At 58.3% G+C, this 19,415-nt stretch carries 16 protein-coding genes; 8 read left to right on the top strand and 8 right to left on the bottom strand.

From position 1 onward, the window contains the following. Positions 1-84: 84 nt before the first annotated feature. Positions 85-255 carry a hypothetical protein gene (locus Q0K06_RS10840; RefSeq protein ID WP_294552251.1) on the top strand — a complete coding sequence of 57 codons (171 nt, stop codon included), beginning with the start codon at positions 85-87 and terminating at the stop codon, positions 253-255. A gap of 223 nt (positions 256-478) precedes the next feature. On the opposite strand, the gene Q0K06_RS10835 is transcribed toward Q0K06_RS10840, so the two are convergent. From Q0K06_RS10835 to Q0K06_RS10815, 5 genes are all read right to left on the bottom strand, one after another. After that, entirely contained in the window at positions 479-1,141 is a 663-nt protein-coding gene (locus Q0K06_RS10835) for a YitT family protein (RefSeq protein ID WP_294552249.1), read from the bottom strand. A 21-nt stretch (positions 1,142-1,162) separates the two neighbouring features. Then, on the bottom strand, positions 1,163-1,837 hold the full coding sequence (locus tag Q0K06_RS10830) for an isochorismatase family cysteine hydrolase (RefSeq protein WP_294552247.1): 675 nt from the start codon (positions 1,835-1,837) through the stop codon (positions 1,163-1,165). A gap of 84 nt (positions 1,838-1,921) precedes the next feature. Beyond that, positions 1,922-3,139, bottom strand: coding sequence for a PucR family transcriptional regulator (locus Q0K06_RS10825; RefSeq protein WP_294552245.1), 1,218 nt, complete (start codon positions 3,137-3,139; stop codon positions 1,922-1,924). A 15-nt stretch (positions 3,140-3,154) separates the two neighbouring features. Further along, positions 3,155-5,854, bottom strand: coding sequence for a molybdopterin cofactor-binding domain-containing protein (locus Q0K06_RS10820; RefSeq protein WP_294552242.1), 2,700 nt, complete (start codon positions 5,852-5,854; stop codon positions 3,155-3,157). Positions 5,855-6,188: 334 nt separating this feature from the next. Further along, positions 6,189-7,835, bottom strand: a complete 1,647-nt coding sequence (locus Q0K06_RS10815; RefSeq protein WP_294552239.1) for a Na/Pi cotransporter family protein — start codon at positions 7,833-7,835, stop codon at positions 6,189-6,191. A 363-nt stretch (positions 7,836-8,198) separates the two neighbouring features. Here Q0K06_RS10815 and Q0K06_RS10810 point away from each other — a divergent pair, with 363 nt between their 5' ends. The 4 genes from Q0K06_RS10810 (at position 8,199) to galT (ending at position 13,251) form a co-directional block, all read left to right on the top strand. Next, positions 8,199-9,239 (top strand): LacI family DNA-binding transcriptional regulator, encoded by a 1,041-nt coding sequence (locus tag Q0K06_RS10810; protein WP_294552236.1) that lies wholly within the window; start codon positions 8,199-8,201, stop codon positions 9,237-9,239. Positions 9,240-9,399: 160 nt separating this feature from the next. Then, positions 9,400-10,698: a galactokinase family protein gene (locus Q0K06_RS10805; RefSeq protein ID WP_294552233.1), complete on the top strand. Its 1,299-nt coding sequence runs from the start codon at positions 9,400-9,402 to the stop codon at positions 10,696-10,698. A 37-nt stretch (positions 10,699-10,735) separates the two neighbouring features. Continuing rightward, the gene (galE, locus tag Q0K06_RS10800) at positions 10,736-11,725 is read left to right on the top strand and encodes a UDP-glucose 4-epimerase GalE (RefSeq protein WP_294552230.1); all 990 of its coding nucleotides are present in this window, start codon (positions 10,736-10,738) and stop codon (positions 11,723-11,725) included. Positions 11,726-11,757: 32 nt separating this feature from the next. After that, positions 11,758-13,251, top strand: coding sequence for a UDP-glucose--hexose-1-phosphate uridylyltransferase (galT, locus tag Q0K06_RS10795; protein ID WP_294552254.1), 1,494 nt, complete (start codon positions 11,758-11,760; stop codon positions 13,249-13,251). 138 nt (positions 13,252-13,389) lie between these two features. Here the strand turns inward: galT and Q0K06_RS10790 are convergent, their stop codons facing one another. Then, the gene (locus tag Q0K06_RS10790; protein WP_294552227.1) at positions 13,390-14,520 is read right to left on the bottom strand and encodes a DUF4317 domain-containing protein; all 1,131 of its coding nucleotides are present in this window, start codon (positions 14,518-14,520) and stop codon (positions 13,390-13,392) included. Between the two features lie 121 nt (positions 14,521-14,641). Next, the gene (locus Q0K06_RS10785) at positions 14,642-14,974 is read right to left on the bottom strand and encodes a helix-turn-helix domain-containing protein (protein ID WP_294552224.1); all 333 of its coding nucleotides are present in this window, start codon (positions 14,972-14,974) and stop codon (positions 14,642-14,644) included. 144 nt (positions 14,975-15,118) lie between these two features. On the opposite strand from Q0K06_RS10785, the gene Q0K06_RS10780 reads away from it, so the two are divergent. From Q0K06_RS10780 to Q0K06_RS10770, 3 genes are all read left to right on the top strand, one after another. Next, complete coding sequence (locus tag Q0K06_RS10780; protein WP_294552221.1) at positions 15,119-15,664, top strand: flavodoxin family protein; 546 nt, start codon at positions 15,119-15,121, stop codon at positions 15,662-15,664. Positions 15,665-15,682: 18 nt separating this feature from the next. After that, entirely contained in the window at positions 15,683-16,234 is a 552-nt protein-coding gene (locus Q0K06_RS10775) for a flavodoxin family protein (protein WP_294552218.1), read from the top strand. Between the two features lie 1,079 nt (positions 16,235-17,313). Further along, the gene (locus Q0K06_RS10770; protein WP_294552215.1) at positions 17,314-18,933 is read left to right on the top strand and encodes an S-layer homology domain-containing protein; all 1,620 of its coding nucleotides are present in this window, start codon (positions 17,314-17,316) and stop codon (positions 18,931-18,933) included. A gap of 75 nt (positions 18,934-19,008) precedes the next feature. Here the strand turns inward: Q0K06_RS10770 and Q0K06_RS10765 are convergent, their stop codons facing one another. Beyond that, positions 19,009-19,197 (bottom strand): hypothetical protein, encoded by a 189-nt coding sequence (locus Q0K06_RS10765; protein ID WP_006575151.1) that lies wholly within the window; start codon positions 19,195-19,197, stop codon positions 19,009-19,011. Positions 19,198-19,415 lie beyond the last annotated feature (218 nt).

The following is a 19,415-nucleotide window of genomic DNA, read 5'->3' as shown; positions in this document are numbered from 1 at the left end:
TAGCTTAGGCACGAGATGGAAAGAAAGCCGGACTGGCTGCCCGGCTTTCCTGTCCAAATTTATTGTAATAGGAGGCATAAAGCTATGACAAAGCACCAATTTATCGCTGGCATTGGAATGGGAATGGTGGCCGGAGCCGCCCTGGGGATGGCTATGACAGGCTCCAGGAAACGCGAGATCAAGCGGGCTGCCGATAAGGCCATCAAGGCTGTGGGGGAGGTCGTGGAAAATCTCTCGGATACTATGGGAATGTAATGCGCGTCAAGAGCTCCGGCCAGCGCTTTGAACTGCCCCAGCTTGTAGGGCCGGCACAAAAGAAAGTATCAAGTTTTAGGAGGAGAGGCGCCGCTGGCCCGGCGCCTCTCCTCCATAACAATACCCCCTGATGCAGTTCTGTTTTTCTACATCAGGGGGCACTTTGTCACTGTCCGTTTTTACCGGACCCGTTCAGTTTTTGCAATTTGTACTTGGTCGGAGCTCAGCCGGAGACTTTATTCGCTTCGGCGGAATCCCCGTCTGCCCACTTGTCCACCACAGGGGCCAGCCGGGTGATGGTGGGCCCCATGATGGGACCTACGGCAAACATACCCAGAATCGTGCCCACAAAGATGGTGCTGCCCAGCAGGAAGCCCATCAGGGCCATGAGCACATCACAGCCAATCCGCTCGTACTTGAGGGGAATTTTGGTCCACTTGGAGATAGTCTGGTTGAAGCCGTCGATGGGACCGGCGCCCAGCTGAGCAGACTGGTAGAGGCCCAGTCCGAAGGCGAAGGTCACTACCGCGATGAGGAGCAGGACCACCTTGACCGGCAGCGCCGGGTCTTCCCCCAGCACCTGGGTGAGCAGGGCGATAAACAGGTCGGAGAAGGTGCCCACCAGCAGGGTGTAGATAACAGTGCCGAAGTGGATCATTTTGCGATTAAAGATCAGCAAAAAGACAAAGAGGATGATGTTGACGATGTTCAGCGTTACGCCGTAGCTGGTGCCCAGTTTGCCGCCCAGCCCCATGATGAAGGCGTCCACAGGTGCCAGGCCCAGAGAAGAACACTTGACAAAGGACGCGCATCCAAAGGCCGCTATAATGGTCCCCAGAAGAATAACCAGGCAGCGCAGGATCAGGCTTTTGGGCGTGTGTTTCATACGATTCCCCTCCCCATTCCGTTACAGGGCCCGCTTCCAGTACTCCAGCAGGTCGGCGGAGTCCACCACCAGGCCCAGGTGGAGGGAGATCATCTGAAGGGCAGGGATCTCTAAGTGCTCGGAGCCGCGGGTCAGATCCTGGGGAACTACCACGCGGAAGTCCCGGTTGGCAGCGTCAAAGGCGGTGTTGATAACGCAGCAGTCGGTCATGCAGCCGGTGAGCACCACCCGGCGGATGCCCAGGTTGCGCAGCAGCAATTCCATGTCGGTGGGATAGAAGGCGGACAGGCGCTTCTTGGTGGTGACCATGTAGTCCTCATCATGGACGTCAATGGACATCTTATTCCAACGGGTCCCCTCCAGGGCGTGCTCGGCAATATTGGGGATCTCGCCCACAGTCATGGGGAACACCATGCGCCAGGCGGATGGATAGAGCTTCTCGTCCGCACCATCCCTGCGCAGAGTGGAGCGCACATGGATGATGGGCATGCCAAGCTTGCGGCACTCGGCCATAAAATTGTTCAGAGGCTCCACGATCTCGCGGCCGCGGGGAGAGGGGCAGGGGCAATCAGGGTCCTCGGAGAGATGTCCATCGTGCATATCGATGGTGATGACCGCAGTGTCCTTGGGGTCAAGAAACACCTCCCGGAGCTGCTGGGGAACCTCTTTCTGCACGTTGTTGAAGTACGCTTTCATCTGGATGTCCTCCTTAAAAATATGGTTTTATTCTGACATGCCTTGAATGCCATGCTTGGACAACGATTCTCCATCTCGTGCCGTTCACACACCGTTCTCCAGCAAAACACCCTGCCGCTCCCGGCTGTACCGATAGAGCTTCAGGCAGTTGTAGAGATGGTTACGTACCTCCGCATCCTCCAGGGACACGCCCAGCAGGCTGCGGATTTTATCAATCTGATAGGTCAGCGTATTGCGGTGGAGATACATCATCTCCGCTGTTTTCTTATAACTGCAATTGGTCTGAAGATAGATCTCCAGAGTTCGCAGCAGATTTTTCTTATACTTTGCGTCATATTCCAGCAGAGGTGCCAGCGCTTCGGCCGCGTACTCCCGGATGCGCCGCTGATCAGGCAGCTCCATCAGCAGTTGGAAGATACCCAGATCAGAGAAAAAGGTAATGTTCTCCTCGCCGCACAGGCTCAGGGCCTTGGTGGCCTCCTGACAGCTGCGGGCAAACTGCTCAGGCTCCCGATAAATATTTCCTGCGCCAAATCGCACCCGCAGGTTATGATAGGCCTCTGCCGCCCGGCTCCGAATTGCCTGCAATGCCTGGCGGAGCTGCCATTCCCGGCCAGGCTGGAGTCCAATGAGAAATATCAGATTCCAGTCCCGATTGATGTAATAGGTGTGGGGAAAAGCCCCTTTCAGGATCTGTATCATCATGCTGTTGACCTGCCGCCGAATGGGCAGCTCCGCCAGGCGCATAGGTGTGTCCACACCCCTGTTAACCCAGCTGCACGCAGCAGTCACCACAATGTGCGGGCCCTTCAGGCGGTACTTCTCCACCAGGTTGGGCATTAAATCCTCCGGAATTAGTTCCCGTTTGAACAGCAGCATTTCCAGCAGCTCGTTCATCAGGTTTTCGCCGTACTGGTCTTGGAGAATGAGGGATGAGACCTCGCCTATCAGTGTGGCCAACTGGAGGTCCCAGGGCGCGGAAAACAGTGGAAATGCGCATGCGTCTGCATAAGCTGCGGTCTCCGGCGGAATCTCGGGAATTAGGTCCTGGTGGAGCAGGACGATGAGGCACGCGGCGTCCCCGGCGACAGCCTGTTCAATCAGGCCATTGAGGAATCCGGCGGAGTGGTCCAGCCCTACCCCGCTCATCAGTATTACGTCTCCGCCCACCAGCCACTCCCGGATGCTGGCCGTCTGGGCGATATTGGGCCAGGAGATACGGCGGTGCAGCCCGCCCTTCCCCGCCTCCAGCGTGATACACTGGAAGCACTCCAGCCCCAGCAGGCTTTTAACGCTGAGCATTGCCGCCCGACCTCCTTATCCCCGACGCATGGCTTCCAGCAGCCGCTCAGGTGTGGCGGGCAGTTGGCGTATCCTCACGCCTATGGCGTCGTGGATGGCGTTGAGCACCGCCGGGGTCATGGGCACAGTGGCCACCTCGGAGATACCCTTGGCGCCAAAGGGCCCCAGAGGCTCCGGGTCCTCCACCAGGGCGATTTCATAGGCCGGAGTCTCCCCTGCCTTAGGCAGGCCCAGCTTGCCGTAATACAGGTTAACAGGCACCCCGTTCTCCGACGGGAAGGACTCCTGAAGGGCGTAGCCGATGCCCATAGAACAGCTGCCCTCAATCTGGCCTTCAATGATATGGGGGTTGATGGCCCGGCCTACATCGTGAGCCGCCACAACCTTCAGCACCTTCACCCTGCCGTTGGATTTGTCCACCTCCACGATGGCGGCCTGGGTGGTGTAGGCGTAGGCGGGATAATTGCGGTACTCATCGCCCTGGGTGCGGCGGGCCTCCTCGTCCTCCAGCTTATAAGTAGGGGGCGCCACGAAGTAATACTCCGCCTGCCTCCGCTCCCCAGGCTTCCAGGGCTTGGCTTCACATTCCGCCTTCAGGCGGGCGGCCGCCTCCACCACGGCGCGGCCCGAGTTGAGGGTCTGCCGCTCACTGACTGCCTGTCCATGCCGGAGAGTACGGGAGGTATCACCCGAGATAACATCGATGTCCTCTGTCTTCCAGCCGGTGGCCTCGGCGCAGATCTGGAGCATGGCGGTGCGGAAGCCCTGGCCCATGTCGATACCGGACACCCGCATCTCCAGGCGGCCGTCCTCCTTGATAGTAAGGATACAGCCGCCGTCGTCAGGCACGCCCTTGCCCACGCCTACATTCTTGTAGCCGCTGGCCACACCAACGCCCAGGACTTTGTCTCCCTGGGGGTACAGCGGCGCATACTCTGCCACCGCCTCCCGGGTCAGCTTTTCACAGAGGTTGATGGTGTCCACCAGCCCCACGCTGTGCTTGAGCAGCTCGCCGCCCACGGTGCGGGAGCCGATACGCAGGGCGTTGCGCCGGCGGATCTCAAAGGGGTCCAAGCCCAGCTTTTCCGCCGCCTCATCCATCAGGGTCTCGATGCAGATAGCCCCCTGGTTGATGCCAAAGCCTCGGAATGCGCCGCCCAGCACATTGTTGGTCCGCACCGCCTTGCCCTTCACCGAGATGTTGGGGATGTGGTAGGGGCCGCCGGCAAAAATGCAGCTCTGCATCAGCACGCCGCCGCTCAGGTTATTGTAGGGGCCGGCGTCAGAACACAGGGATGCGTCCAGATAGGAGAAGGTGCCGTCGGCGTTAAAACCGACTTTATAGCTGGTATGGTAGGCGTGGCGCTTGGTGGACAGCAGCAGGGACTCCCGCCGGTCCAGGGTGATCATCACCGGACCGTTCATCACATGGGCCGCCACAGCAGCAGCCGCCTCGATGTGGGCGTCGCACTTGCTGCCGAAGCCGCCGCCCAGATGGGTGCCCACCACCTTGATGGCACTCTCATCCATGGCCATGATGTAACTCAGCATCCGCCGGATCTCAAAGGGAGACTGGGTGGTGGCGTACACTGTCAGCATTCCATCCTCAATGCAGCCCAGGGCACACTCCGGCTCCAGGCAGCCGTGTTCAACCCGCTCCAGCTCATAGTCGCCGGACACGGTCACCGCCGCCTTCCCTTTGGCCGCCTCCACGTCGCCGGTCTGGCGGCCGTTCTCCATGAGGATGCTTCCCTTGGCAATGCCGTCCTCAATGGTGTAGATGCCGTCGGCCGCCTGCCAGCTGACCTTCACCGCCTGGGCCGCCGCTCTGGCCTGCTCCTCGCTCTCGGCCACTACCAGGGCCAGCATGTCCCCCAAAAAGTTGAACTCCCGGTCACAGAACACAGGCTGCTCCCGGTCAAAAGTACCCAGCCGGTTCTCGCCGGGTACGTCCCTGGCGGTGACAACCCGCAGCACCCCGGGCATAGCCGCCGCCTCGGACAGATCCAGGCCGGTGACCGTGCCTTTGGGCGCAGGGGCCCAAACAAAGGCGCCGTAAGTCATATCCTTACGCACCATGTCGCCGCAGTAGGCCAGCGTACCATCGGCCTTGGCGGGGCCGTCCAGGTCCCAGATAGACTTGCCCAGCACTCTGTGCTCCTGAGGTTCCTGCTTCTCCTGCTCCCCCAGAGAGATGGTGCTGTGCTCCAGGAACCGAATCTCCTCCTGGCTGGGCTCCTCTCCCCGGAGCCGGGCTGCCGCCAGATAAACCGCTTCAATAATCTTTACATAGCCGGTGCAGCGGCAGTAGTTGTGCTCCAGCGCTTTTACAATCTCCTGTTCGGTAGGACTGGGGTTTTGATCCAGCAGCGCCTTGGCCGCCAGCACCATGCCCGGCGTACAGAAGCCGCACTGGATGGCCCCCACATCCAGAAATGCCTTCTGAATGGGATGGAGGCCGCCGCTCTCCCCCTTCAGGCCTTCAATGGTGAGGATCTCCGCCCCATCTACCCGGGACATCTTGGTGATACAGGAGCGAATGGGCCGCCCGTTCATCAGTACTGTGCAGGCGCCGCAGTGACCGGTCCCGCAGCCATTCTTGGCGCCCTTCAGACAAGCTGTTCCCCGCAGGTACCGGAGAAGGGTCAGGTCCGGATTACAGGTACAGGAGACCCGGTTCCCGTTCAGCACAAACTGAATCGCCGCTTCTTTCATGTCAACACTCCATCCATATATGAGCATACGCCGGGCCCGGCGCATACTCTGTGTCAGATCTGATTCTTTTTTCGCCGCTGTCATTGTGGTTTTTTTCACATACTGATTATATCAAATTGTCACCTCCCCCGCCTGGGCTGCTGCACACAAACTTTTTTACTATTCTTTGTATATTGAACCTGAATACTTTTATTGTGCGCCTGGGGTATTTCCCGCAGAAATGGCCGGCTTCACAGCGAAAAGAAGACTGCGGAATCATTCAGCGCGCGGCACAGGCAGAATCACAAAACAGCCCAGCCCCTCTCGGGACTGGGCTGTACTGTTGTGAGGTATGTTACTGTGCAGGGGCAGCTGCCATACGCTCCTGGGCAATGTTCAGCGCGTGGTCGCCGATACGCTCAAAGTCAGTGAGCAGTTCGGAGAAGAGAATGCAGGCCTCGTCAGAGCAGGAGCCCTGCTTCATGCGGTCCAGCTGGCTCTGACGGAATTCGGCAGTCATGTCGTCAATACGCTGCTCCAGCTTCTCCATAGAGCCGAGCCAGTCCTGCGTAATATCGGAGTCGGAGGCCAGGGTGTCCAGCGCCTTCAGGCACACCTCCCGCATTTTGCGCAGTTCTTCCTTGGCGCCCTCGGAAAATTTGATTCCCTTCTGATCCATCATAGTACTGTACTCGCAAATATTGATGGCGTGGTCGCCGATACGCTCGATGTTGCCGGTAATCTTGAAGTAGGCGGACACGGCGGCGGAGTCGGTCTCGTTGGTCTCGTGGGAAATAACCTTAGAAATATACTGGGAGATCTCCTTGTTCAGATAGTCGATATAGGTCTCTGTCTCTTCAGCCTTGCCCAGCAGGTCGGGTTTGACCTCCAGCACAGCCCGGAAAGCCAGGTCAATGTTGCTGCGGGCCTTACCCAGCATGCGCTGGAGCTCCTCCCGGATCTGGTTGAGGTAGATGGCGGAGGTACCAATGGCGATGGAGCGGTCCTTGTCCACGGAGATGGGCTTGATGTACTCCAGGTGCATGCCCTCCTCCTTTTCCTCCTGGCGGTCAGGCAGGATACGCATGGCCAGCTTGACCAGCTCTCCACCCACAGGAAGGAGCAGAATGGTGGTGACCACATTGAAGAGGGTGTGCATGTTGGCGATCTGAGCGGCGGCATTGTCCGGCGTCAGGCTCGCAACAAAGCTGGTCAGCGGCGTGGCCATACAGGCAATGGTAAAGATGATAGTGCCGATAATGTTAAAGGAAAGATGGATAATGGTGGTGCGCTTGGCGTTGCGGCTCGTGCCGATGGCAGCCAGCACAGCGGTGATACAGGTGCCGATGTTCTGACCAAAGAGGACGTACACGGCGGTGGGCAGCGTCACTACGCCGCTCATCGCCAGGGCCTGAAGAATACCAACCGACGCGGAGGAGGACTGAATGATGGCAGTGAAAATAGCGCCGGTGAGGATGCCCACCAGAGGGTTGGAGAAGGTGGAGACCAGGTTAATAAAGGTCTCCGAATCCCGCAGGGGCTCCATGGCGGCACTCATCATATCCATGCCGATAAACAGAATACCTAGACCGGCCAGGATGCTGCCGATGTGATGAACCTTGGGGTTTTTCATGAACACCATCGGCGCAATACCCACAAAGGCAATCAGCGGGGCCAGAACGCCCACATCCAGAGCAATGAGCTGGCCGGTGATAGTGGTGCCGATATTAGCGCCCATGATAATCCACACGGCCTGGCGCAGGGTCATCATGCCCGAGTTGACGAAGCCCACCACCATGACCGTGGTGGCCGAAGAGGACTGAATCACAGCAGTGATGACCGCGCCCACCAGCACACCCAGCAGGCGGTTTGACGTGAGCTTCTCCAGAATGCTCTTCATGCGGTTGCCTGCGGCGGCCTCCAGGCCGGAGCTCATCATCTGCATACCATGGAGGAACAGGGCCAGACCGCCCAGCAGACTCAATATGTCGGTAATTTTCATTCTCTTTCTCCTTACTCCTTTACACACATCTTAAATTCTTTCCGCCAGCCGGACAAAAATAAAAAGAGTACAGCCCGCCTTCCGAAAACCGGAACGCAGGTCATACTCTCTTTTTCATCATTTGTCCGTCAGGCAGCTGTGGCGGGCGCCGGAATGAGGCGTCGTCCATCATGTGCATAACCCTCTCTGTATAATTTCTGTAAAACGATACAGGAGTAGTATATCAAATTGTAAAATCGAGCGTCAATAGACTTTACAATACTTTTACATTGTCTTGGCAAAACCCCGTTAATCTTCCTTTTCTTTCTTGTCTCTTTGGGCAAAGTGTGGTATAATTTTTTTACTAAAAAAAGGAGGTCCGTTATGGCAACGCTGAAAGAGCTCTCCGACCGCACGGGCTACTCCCCAGCCACCATCTCCCGCATTCTGACAGGGGATCCGTCGTTAACAGTAAGTGACGAGGCCAGAAAGCGGGTCCTGGAGGAGGCTGGACGTCTGGATTATGCCGCCACCCGCAGCCGCCGGGGACGGTCGCCCAAAATGCTGCTGCGGGTGGGGGTGGCCGAGATGCTCACGCCGGAGCAGCAGCTGGCCGACCCCTACTACCTCTATCTGCGCAACTTTGTGGAGCAGGCCTGCGGCGAACGCAAGTACGCCTTTCTCCCCCTGGAGCGGCAGGATGACGAGGGCTTCGCTCCGCCGGAGAGCGCTGCGCTGGATGGCATTGTAGCCATCGGCATCTTTACGCGGAAACAGCAGGAAGCTTTGGCCGCTGTCAGTCCCAACCTGGTGTTTCTGGACTCCTCCCCCGACGAGGCCAGGTTCGACTCGGTGGTGCTTAACTACGCTCTGGGCATCCGTCTGGCCCTGGACCATCTTCTCTCTCTGGGCCACACCCGCATCGGCTTCATCGGTCCGGCGGAGAAGCTGGGAGACTGCAAGGAACCCGCCCCTGAGGTGCGGCGGAGCTGCTTCATGTCCATGATGGAGGAGCGGGGCCTGCTGAACCCGTCTCTGCTGGTGGAGGCACCCATGGAAAGCCGGGCCACAGCGGCGGCAATGTCCGCCTTCCTGGACCGGTGTCCCGATCCGCCCACCGCCTTCCTGACCGCCAATGAAGAGAATGCCATGGGCGCCAGCCGGGCTCTGGAGGCCAGAGGGCTGTCTGTACCCAGGGATGTGTCCCTGGTGTCTTTCAACGACACTCCCCTGTCCCAGCTCATTACCCCGCCCCTCACGTCAGTGTCTACCCACGCCGACGAGATGGCCCGTACCGCTGTGGGGCTGCTGGGGGAGCGGACCTCCGCTGTTGCGGGCCGGCCGGCGCGTACTCTCCCCCAGAAAGTGGTGGTCCCTCCCACTCTGGCTATCCGAGAGAGCACAGCTCCCCCCTCTCGCCGGTAGGTTCGCCCTGTTCTTTGCTTTTCTGCACAATCAGTCCAGCTCTTTTTGTGTGGAACGCTGAACTTCTCTGTGGGCTGAAAATTGCTGTTGAATTTTTAGTAAAAATTAAATATACTAGAGACACAACAAGCACAACTATAATTTGACCGGGAGTGATTGTATGCTTTCCTGTAAAACACTGATAACTCAGCTGGCAGCTGGCAGCTGGGACAAGCGGCTCAACCATCTGTACTGCTGCAATGGCGGCGAGAAACTGGAGGCCGTCCGCGCCCGGGCCATTGAGGCGGTGAAGCGCTACCAGGCCCTTTTCTCCGCCGGGGACGACGTCCAGGTGGCCCTGTTCAGCAGCCCCGGCCGCACTGAGCTGGGCGGCAACCATACTGACCACCAGCATGGCTGCGTGCTGGCCGCCAGTGTGAACATGGATATGCTGTCCGTGGCCGCCCCCAACGGCACCAACCAGGTACGCATCCACTCGGAGGGTTACCCGGTGCTGACGGTGGACCTGTCCAACCTCTCCCCCGTTGAGAACGAGAAGGAGACCTCCGCCTCCCTGGTGCGGGGCGTGGCCGCCCGGATGACCGAGCTGGGCCAGGCTCCCGCCGGTTTTGACGCCTACGTCTGCTCCTCTGTGCCTGCCGGGTCCGGCCTGTCCTCCTCCGCCGCCTACGAGGTGCTGGTGGGCACCATCTTCAACGTGCTCTTCTGCAACCAGGTCTTTACCCCCGTCCAGGTGGCCCAGATCGGCCAGTACGCCGAGAACGTGTTCTTCGGCAAGCCCTGCGGCCTGATGGACGAAACCGCTTCCGCTGTGGGCGGCGTGGTGTCCATCGATTTCAAGGACCCGTCCAACCCCGTGGTTCGCAAGGTGGACTTCGACTTTCCCGCCACCGGCCACACCCTGTGCATCATCAACTCGGGCGCCGACCACGCCGACCTGACTGACGCTTACGCCGCCATCACCAACGAGATGAAGTCGGTGGCAGCCTGCTTCGGCAAGGAGGTGCTGCGGGACGTGGACGAGACCACCTTCCGGGCCACCATCCCCGAGCTGCGCAAGGCCCTGGGCGACCGGGCCGTGCTGCGGGCCATCCACTTCTTTGACGAGAACCGCCGGGCTGTCCAGGAGGCTCAGGCCCTGGAGAAGGGCGACTTCGCCGCCTTCCTGGCTCTGGTGCGGGCCTCCGGCCTGTCTTCCAGCCTGTACCTCCAGAACACCTTCGCCCCCTCCGACCCCAGGCAGCAGGCCATCCCCATGGTGCTGTGGGCGGCTGAAGAGGTGCTCCAGGGCACCGGCGCCGTCCGGGTCCACGGCGGCGGCTTCGCCGGCACTGTCCAGGCCTTTGTGCCCAACGACAAGCTGCCCGCCTTCCTGGACGCCATGGAGCGGCTGCTGGGCAGGGACATGTGCCATATGCTGTCCATCCGCCCCGAAGGCGGCTGCCTGGTGGCGGGCTGATCCGTTGCCGAACACAAAAATCAGGAGGTAATTTCTCATGGCAATTCTGGTATTGGGCGGGGCCGGGTATATTGGCTCCCACACGGTATATGAGCTCGTCGATGCGGGCCGGGACGTGGTCGTGGCCGACAACCTTCAGACCGGCTTCAAGGCGGCGGTCCACCCCAAGGCCCGGTTTTATCAGGCGGACATCCGGGACCGCGCCGCCATGGACGCCCTGTTCGAGAAGGAGCACATCGACGGCGTCATCCACTTCGCCGCCTCCTCCCAGGTGGGCGAGAGCATGACCAATCCCCTCAAGTACTACGACAACAACCTGGGCGGCACCATGGTGCTCCTGGCCTCCATGGTGGCCCACGGTGTGGACAAGATTGTATTTTCCTCCACTGCTGCCACCTACGGAGAGCCCGAGCAGGTGCCCATTCTGGAGGGCGACAAGACCCAGCCCACCAACTGCTACGGCGAGACCAAGCTGGCCATGGAGCACATGATGAGCTGGGTGTCCCGTGCCCACGGACTGCGGTATGTGGCTCTGCGGTACTTCAACGCCTGCGGCGCCCATCCCTCCGGCGCCATCGGCGAGGCTCACAACCCGGAGACCCACCTGGTGCCCATCATCCTCCAGGTGCCCAACGGCCAGCGTGAGGCGGTGAGCGTGTTTGGCGACGACTACCCCACCCGGGACGGCACCTGCGTCCGGGACTACATCCACGTCACCGACCTGGCCCAGGCCCACATCCTGGCCCTGGACTACCTGCTCCAGGGCGGGGAAAACAACGTGTTCAACCTGGGCAACGGCGTGGGCTTCACGGTAAAAGAAGTCATCGAGTGCGCCCGCAAGGTGACCGGCCACCCCATCCCCGCCGTGGTCTCCCCCCGCCGGGCCGGCGACCCGGCCCAGCTGGTGGCCTCCTCGGAGAAGGCCAAGACCGTCCTGGGCTGGAAGCCCCAGTACGACAACCTGGAGACCATCATCTCCACCGCCTGGGCCTGGCACAGGGCCCACCCCAACGGCTACAACGCCTGAGAGGCGAAGATTAAAATGTGAGGTTGATAGACATGATCGACACCGCCATTGCAAGCCTGGTGGCCTACGCCGAGCGCACCGGCCTGATTGAGCCCTGCGAGCGGAACTGGGCCGTGAACACCCTGCTGGAGGCCCTCAAGCTGGACAGCTATACCGCCCCCGAGACCCCTGTGTCCGGGGACATCGACCTGGCCGCCGTGCTGGGCGAGCTGATGGATGACGCCCACGCCCGGGGCGTTCTGCCCGAGGACTCCGTGGTCTACCGTGACCTGTTCGACACCATGCTCATGGGCCGTCTCACCCCCCGCCCCGCCCAGGTGGTGGAGAAGTTCAAGACCCTCTACGCCCAGAGCCCCCAGAAGGCCACCGACTGGTACTACCAGTTCAGCCAGGACACCAACTACATCCGCCGGGACCGGATTGCCAAGGACATGAAGTGGGTCACCCCCACCGAGTACGGCGACCTGGACATCACCATCAACCTCTCCAAGCCGGAGAAGGACCCCAAGGCCATCGCCGCCGCCCGCAACCTGCCCGCCTCCGCCTATCCCCGCTGCCAGCTGTGCGCCGAGAACGAGGGCTACGCCGGCCGGGTCAACCACCCCGCCCGGCAGAACCACCGCATCGTGCCCATCACCATTAACGGCTCTCCCTGGTTCCTGCAGTACTCCCCCTACGTCTACTACAACGAGCACTGCATCTGCCTCAACAGCGAGCACACCCCCATGAAGATCGACCGGGCCTGCTTCGCCAAGCTGCTGGACTTTGTGGGCCAGTTCCCCCACTACTTCGTAGGCTCCAACGCCGACCTGCCCATCGTGGGCGGTTCCATCCTAGCCCACGACCACTTCCAGGGCGGCCACTATACCTTCGCCATGGCCAAGGCCCCCATTGAGCAGGAGTTCATCTTCCCCGGCTTTGCCGACGTCAAGGCCGGCATCGTCAAGTGGCCCATGTCTGTCATCCGCATCTCCTGCGGCAACCCGGAGCGGCTGGTGGAGCTGGCCGACCGCATCCTGACCTCCTGGCGTGGCTACACTGACGAGGCCGCCTTCATCTTCGCTGAGACCGAGGGTGTGCCCCACAACACCATCACCCCCATCGCCCGCATGCGGGACAGCCGCTATGAGCTGGACCTGGTGCTGCGCAACAACATCACCACCGAGGAGCACCCCCTGGGCGTGTACCACCCCCACGCCGAGCTCCACCACATCAAGAAGGAGAACATCGGCCTCATCGAGGTCATGGGTCTGGCCGTGCTCCCCGCCCGCCTGAAGGAGGAGCTGACCGCCGTGGCCGACGCGCTGGTATCCGGCGCCGACCTGCGCGCCGACGAGCGCACCGCCAAGCACGCCGACTGGGCCGAGGGCTTCAGGGACAGCTACACCATCACCGCCGACAACGCCCTGGACATTGTCAAGCAGGAGACCGGCAAGGTCTTTGCCACCGTTCTGGAGCACGCCGGTGTGTACAAGCGCACTGACGAGGGCCGCGCCGCCTTCCTCCGTTTCCTGGAGCAGGTGTAAGAGGGCCGTCAAATGGCAAAATGCCGCTCCGCGCTGTGAAGGAAAAACCTTCACAGCGCGGAGCGGCTTTACTTTTCAATATATGCTTATAATTGCAGTCTATGTAATGTAGTTCTACCTTACAGTTTTCAGCCCCCGTCAGTCGATGTGGATGCCCACGCCGTTTACCTCCACGCCCTCGTCAGCCCGGATGAGGATGTACTTCTTGCCGTCGATGACCCGGGTCTCCACCAGGTCGCCCCGGTCGGGGGCCACCTTGATGACCACGTCGGGGGTACGCACCTCCAGCTGGCGGGTGTCCACCAGGTTGCGGGGGCTGAGCCTGGTGTCGTCGCCGAACGCGCCGTCGTACTTGGCGTCAAAGGCCTCCACGTGGGAGTCGGCCACGCCGCAGGACCGGAGCACGCTCTTCACCGTGCCCTTGGACACCACCAGGGGCTCCTCCTCGTGGCTGGCCTTGTGCTCCTCGATAAGGCCGCACAGCTGGTCCTGCACCGCCTGCACCACGTCGAAGCGGCAGTCCTCGGCCAGGGCGTCCCCCAGGATAGACTGGAAGGTCTCCTTCTGGGCTGCAGCGGGCATGGGAATCTCCGCGCGGAACACCGCGTCCACAAAGTCCTTGTGGTTCTCCTTGACGTCCTTGTTGTAGTAAAGGGCGTTGTAGAGGTTGGTGCTGCGGTCGTCAAAGGCCGGGAACAGGAACCCCAGCTCGGGGGCGGACACCAGCCAGTCGGCGGTCCGGTTACGGAATTCGTTCTCCTGCACGTGGTAGCTCAGGGCGGGCTTGGTCTGCTTCACCGGGCAGATGCTGCACAGGATGTAGGAGTAGACCTGCTCAGAGCTGTCCTCCATCTCCACCCCGTCCTTTGCTCGGTAGGGCACGTCGTAGGCGTCATGGGCCAGGAGAATCAGATAGTTGCCCTCCATGGTCAGGGAGCCGATAACCTTCTGGAAGAAGGCCTGTACCGCCTCCTCGTCCTTCAGGCCCGAGCTGCGCATGGCCATGAGCAGCTTGTGCTCCTCCCCTTCTGCCACCTGCCGGGTGGCAAATTCAATGTCCAGCAGGTTCTTCCCCAGAGTGCCCGACAGGGTGCGCTTGAGGATACCCAGGAATTTCTCGCTCTCCTCCTGGCTCATCAGGGCCAGGGATTGGTTGAACTGGGCCACAATCTCTCCCAGCTCGTTGACATAGCAGCCCCGCACATGGGTGATGCTGGTCTTGTCGGGACGAAAACGGCGGCGGATTTCCGCGATTTCTTTTTCGTTCATGGTGTTCTCCACTTCCAGTCTGGATTTCGGGCCGCCGGCGATGCAGGTTCCGCAGCGCGGCCAGTACGATTGTACCTTATTTTCCCGCCGGACGCAACCACAGGCTATCCCGCCCCCGGCATCACAGCCGGTTGTTGTCCCCCCACTCGCACATTCTGTCGAGAATCGGAATCAGCGATTTCCCCCGCTCCGTCAGGCTGTACTCCACCTTGGGCGGGATCTGCGGGTATTCCTCCCGGTGTACCAGCTGGTCCGCCTCCAGCTCCTTCAGCGTCGTGCTCAGCGTCTTGTAAGAGATTCCCCCAATGTATTTTTTCATCTCATTGAATCGCACCACGCCAAACTCCATCAGCGTATAGAGAATGGTCATCTTATATTTTCCATTGATCAGCGAAAGGGTGTAGCTGAATCCGGTTGTTCCCAGGCTCTCGTCTGCAATACAGCGTTCTCTCATTTTATACTCTCCTTTAAGATAGTATGAGATTTATATGTAAGTATCGCACTTTTATGTGCGTACTTGTTTTTTACCTCATTCTAGCTATGATTATACTATCAAGTTCCGGAGAGATCAATCTCCCTGGCAAGGAGGAATATGGAAATGGGAAAAAAGATTGTTGTCATTACAGGCAGCCCCCGCAAAAACGGAAACAGCTTTGCTATGACGGACGCTTTTATCGAGGCGGCGGAGGCGAAAGGCCACCAGGTAACCCGGTTCGACGCAGCTATGATGAATATCAGCGGCTGTCACGCCTGCGAGACCTGCTTCAAAACCAGCAAAGCCTGCACCTTTGACGATGACTTCAATTCCATCGCCCCAGCCATACTGGAGGCGGACGCCATCGTCTTTACCATGCCGGTCTACTGGTATTCCATTCCCGCCCAGATCAAATCCGTCATTGACAAGCTCTACTCCCTGGTAGTCGGCGGCAAGGATATCGCAGGAAAGGCGTGCGCCCTGATCGCCTGCTGTGAAGAGGAGGATATGACTGTGCTGGACGGAGTACGCATCCCTATCGAGCGGACCGCTGCGCTGAATAAGTGGAACATGGTCGGTACGGTGCTGGTACCCGGCGTACTGAATGTTGGCGACATTGAAAAGACGGACGGGTGCCGGCAGGCAGCCGCCCTTGCAGACAAAATCTGACGCAGTAGGTGGTTGGCAATGGGCAAAAAAATCGTGATCCTGAACGGCAGTCCCCGTCAGCACGGGAACACCTCCGCGCTGACGGCGGCATTTGCGGAGGGCGCGGAAAGCGCTGGCAACACTGTTACTGAGTTTTTCCTGGAGGGCATGGCCATTCACGGCTGCAGAGGATGCTTCTGCGGGCACAGCGCCCAGGAACACCCCTGCGTCCAGCGGGATGGCATGGACGGCATCTATCCGGCCGTCCTGGACAGCGACATAATCGTTCTTGCCAGCCCCCTGTACTACTGGACCCTGAGCGGCCAGATCCTCACAGCCCTTGACCGCCTGTTTGCGCTGGAGGAAGGCGGTCAGAACCGGCTGCGCGGCAATGGAAAGGCCGCTGTGCTTTTGATGGCCGCAGAAGGGCACGGTTTTGAGGACGCCGTACGCTACTATGACCACTTGACAGAACATCTGCGCTGGAATAATCTTGGTCACGTGCTGGCGGGTGGAAATATGGATACCGGCGACATCAACGGAAAGCCAGAGCTCCGGCAGGCTTACGAGCTGGGGAAATCCATCCGATAACATCCGTGCGCGGTGCAGGGCAAAACGCCCTAATGCCGGGTGTCAAAGAGCGGCTAAACGCCCTCCCCGCCCCGAAGCAGGCAGATGGCCGGCGGAGGAGAATTGCAGATGCGCCCTGGCGGCAAGCGTCCGCCAGGGCGCATCCTGTCTCTTTTCCAGACAAAACAAAAACCTCGCTCCCTTTCGGAAGCGAGGCAAAAACGCTTTTCCTTGATATGGTGGAGATAAGCGGGATCGAACCGCTGACCTCTTGAATGCCATTCAAGTAAGAAATCAAAAATCACAGAAACATCAGAAGTTATGTATGGAATTCCTTTTACTTCCGCAAGATTTGGTGTTCAGCCGTTCTTTTCTTTCCAACTATTTTATACTCGTTCAACACATATTCAACACGGGCGGGCCAGTGACTCTCGCGCAAAAATTTGTGAGCGGTCTCAGCGGTAGATGATATAAATTTAAAAACGCAGCAGCTGCAATGGCTTCGAAGCTTTTTCATGGCAATTATACCGTCATTCTCAAAACGGAGTTTCCGAAGCTTAGACGTAAAAACACCGTCAGTTCAAAAAACAGATTCCATTCGTTTAAAAGTAAAATGCCGTCATTCTGAACCTGAACCACTTTACCCAAATGCTTCAAAACGCCGTCATTCCAAAAAATGAACCGGCATTAAAACCTCGTCATTTCAGAAAATGTAAAAACAGTAATTTCTCCGTCATTTTTAATGCTGAGCAACAGGAAAACACCGTCATCTCCCAAAAGTCCAATGACGGTGTTTCCACGCAGCAGCACACACAAAATACCGTCATTTTAAATTGTGCTGTTGTGCGGCACCAGAAGCCGGTTTTGTGTTTGGATAAACACCAGGTAAAAATCGGTATAAAGCAGATGCCGACTCCTTGCAAAAATCACTCGAAAACAGAAGTTCCCACGAAAGGCGTTTACATACAAATCTCCAGTATGGTAAGATATATGTCCAGTAAGGGAAAACGTTTCTGCAGCTTGTAACCTTCCAAATATTGTTGCTGCGTTATCCCGAGGGTTGGCCCTCAAAAACATCTTCAAGCAAGGAGAGAGGATCCATGAAAAGAAAGATTGCCAGTCTTTTGCTGGCGGGAGCCATGACGGTCAATATTGCCGCAGTCAGTACAGCCGCTCACGCCGCAGCATTTACCGACGTGCCTGATGACGCCTGGTACTCCGAGGCCGTGGACTACGCCGTGAACCACGGAATGTTTTCCGGCACCGGTGCCGGAACCTTCTCGCCCTCGACGCCTATGACCCGCGGCATGATTGTGGTGGTTTTAAGCAACGTGGCGAAGGCGGACGTATCCTCGGCCAAGGACGCCAGCTTCAGCGATGTGCAGCCCTCTGACTGGTATGCGTACGCCATTGACTGGGCCTATGAGCAGGGGTATGTTTCCGGCACCGGCGCGAATACCTTCAGCCCCAATTCTGTTGTGACACGTGCTCAAATCGCGGTTATCCTCTCCAATTACCTCCACAGCATCAACGCAGACCTCGAAGAGGATGGGAATTCTGCGGCATTCAACGATATTACGGCAATCCCTTCCTGGGCGCTGGAAGGCGTCAAGTATATGCAGGCCATTGGCCTGATGGCGGGCGACTCTGCAGGCAATTTTAACCCCAACAAGGAGCTGACCCGGGCAGAGGCCGCAACTGTTTTTATGCGCATGGACCAGAAGCTGAACGGAGACACCTCTTCTGACAGCTCCTCCAGCGGCCAGAGTGGATCGGAGATCACCCTCCCCGGCGGCATTGTCGTGAAGGATGATCCCATTTCCGTCAAGGAGGCGTTCAAAACAATTGCTCCCGGCGTCAATGATACTCAGGTCCGCCCTGGCAAAAGTTCCAAAGGGTTAATTCCGGCCGGCACGGAGATGGCTGTCGGAGATGACGTGGTAGAGCAGCAGGTCTATGTGGACCTGGGCAACGGCATTATCGGCGTGATGACTACCACATTCAACCCCAAGATGACTGTGCGCAGCACCACTCTGGAAATCAATTTGTTTCCCGGTGATACATTTTCGCTGAACTCTGAGGACTGCGGCTTTGTTAAAATTGGAAAGTGGAAATCTTTCCAGAGCGATATTGCGGCTGTCACTACTATCGATGATCACCGCGCCAACATCACCGCCAAGAAATCCGGCGGCGCTGCTGTGGTCTATGATAACAGCACCGATGTTGATAGCGAAATGATTTTTTCCGTACAGGTCAGGGTCTTTGAGAGGCGCCCTGCCGAAGGCGAAACCGCTAATTTCCGTCTGGATACCGATAACGAGCCGGTCTACTACGTGTCTCCCAGCCCGGAGTATTACCGCCTGGCACAGGTTTGGTATACCGACAAAGGCACCAAATTTACCAGCAAGGATTCTGCTCACTATACGAGCAATGGCCTTGATGTTATCGGCAACATCTACGTTTATCCTGATGCCGATGCAAACATCGCCAAAAGCGACATCACTGCCCAAGGGTATGTAAAGCCCGAATGCATCACGAAGTATTACTCCATTTCCACATCGGAAACGGACACTCGTTACCTTGCAGTCGGTGACTACCTCACGCTGGGTTTCTATGTTATGAACTCTACCGCCGAGAATACTGTTGTTACGGTATATATCACCAGTTTGGAAACCGGCCTTACCGAGACCATGGACATCGCGATTCGATACGCCGGATAACAAAATAGCAGGAGCTGCCTCCCACAGGAGGCAGCTCCTTTCTTTTGCTGATTACACTATATGCCGATCACACCGTCATTTTGAGCCGCGTTCCATCGCCTCATCTACGGCCCGGTTCAGGAAGGTATTCATGGACTCCCCTGTCGTCTCTATATATGCCAGCATCTTTTGTTTCTTTTCAGGCGTAACCCGAAAGCCCCGAATCTCCTCAAACTTGCTGCGCCACTTGTCATTTGCTTTTTTCTGTGCATCAGAAGTAGGCATCGTCTCTCCTCCTCATGTTCCGTACCATATCACAGCTGGCTGCTGGCAAAAATATGGCAAGCTGCATATATACGCGCGCGTATTATTGGCAAGTATGTCTATTGATATACGTGCTCGTATATCTTATAATACTGTCAGAAAATAAAGTCACAACCTCCGGCTAAGCCGGAGGCTTGATTAAGCCCTATAAGGGCATAATACAGACAATACCCCTAAAG

Source organism: uncultured Pseudoflavonifractor sp. (assembly GCF_944387805.1).
In the GTDB taxonomy this organism is placed as follows: Bacteria; Bacillota; Clostridia; order Oscillospirales; family Oscillospiraceae; genus Pseudoflavonifractor.
This window is presented reverse-complemented; position numbering and strand designations above follow the sequence as displayed.

What these genes read in the sequence shown, in the direction of transcription:
- Q0K06_RS10840 (WP_294552251.1), top strand. Translation starts at nt 85, where the DNA reads ATGACAAAGCACCAATTTATCGCTGGCATTGGAATGGGAATGGTGGCC.
- Q0K06_RS10835 (WP_294552249.1), bottom strand. Translation starts at nt 1,141, where the DNA reads ATGAAACACACGCCCAAAAGCCTGATCCTGCGCTGCCTGGTTATTCTT.
- Q0K06_RS10830 (WP_294552247.1), bottom strand. Translation starts at nt 1,837, where the DNA reads ATGAAAGCGTACTTCAACAACGTGCAGAAAGAGGTTCCCCAGCAGCTC.
- Q0K06_RS10825 (WP_294552245.1), bottom strand. Translation starts at nt 3,139, where the DNA reads ATGCTCAGCGTTAAAAGCCTGCTGGGGCTGGAGTGCTTCCAGTGTATC.
- Q0K06_RS10820 (WP_294552242.1), bottom strand. Translation starts at nt 5,854, where the DNA reads ATGAAAGAAGCGGCGATTCAGTTTGTGCTGAACGGGAACCGGGTCTCC.
- Q0K06_RS10815 (WP_294552239.1), bottom strand. Translation starts at nt 7,835, where the DNA reads ATGAAAATTACCGACATATTGAGTCTGCTGGGCGGTCTGGCCCTGTTC.
- Q0K06_RS10810 (WP_294552236.1), top strand. Translation starts at nt 8,199, where the DNA reads ATGGCAACGCTGAAAGAGCTCTCCGACCGCACGGGCTACTCCCCAGCC.
- Q0K06_RS10805 (WP_294552233.1), top strand. Translation starts at nt 9,400, where the DNA reads ATGCTTTCCTGTAAAACACTGATAACTCAGCTGGCAGCTGGCAGCTGG.
- galE (WP_294552230.1), top strand. Translation starts at nt 10,736, where the DNA reads ATGGCAATTCTGGTATTGGGCGGGGCCGGGTATATTGGCTCCCACACG.
- galT (WP_294552254.1), top strand. Translation starts at nt 11,758, where the DNA reads ATGATCGACACCGCCATTGCAAGCCTGGTGGCCTACGCCGAGCGCACC.
- Q0K06_RS10790 (WP_294552227.1), bottom strand. Translation starts at nt 14,520, where the DNA reads ATGAACGAAAAAGAAATCGCGGAAATCCGCCGCCGTTTTCGTCCCGAC.
- Q0K06_RS10785 (WP_294552224.1), bottom strand. Translation starts at nt 14,974, where the DNA reads ATGAGAGAACGCTGTATTGCAGACGAGAGCCTGGGAACAACCGGATTC.
- Q0K06_RS10780 (WP_294552221.1), top strand. Translation starts at nt 15,119, where the DNA reads ATGGGAAAAAAGATTGTTGTCATTACAGGCAGCCCCCGCAAAAACGGA.
- Q0K06_RS10775 (WP_294552218.1), top strand. Translation starts at nt 15,683, where the DNA reads ATGGGCAAAAAAATCGTGATCCTGAACGGCAGTCCCCGTCAGCACGGG.
- Q0K06_RS10770 (WP_294552215.1), top strand. Translation starts at nt 17,314, where the DNA reads ATGAAAAGAAAGATTGCCAGTCTTTTGCTGGCGGGAGCCATGACGGTC.
- Q0K06_RS10765 (WP_006575151.1), bottom strand. Translation starts at nt 19,197, where the DNA reads ATGCCTACTTCTGATGCACAGAAAAAAGCAAATGACAAGTGGCGCAGC.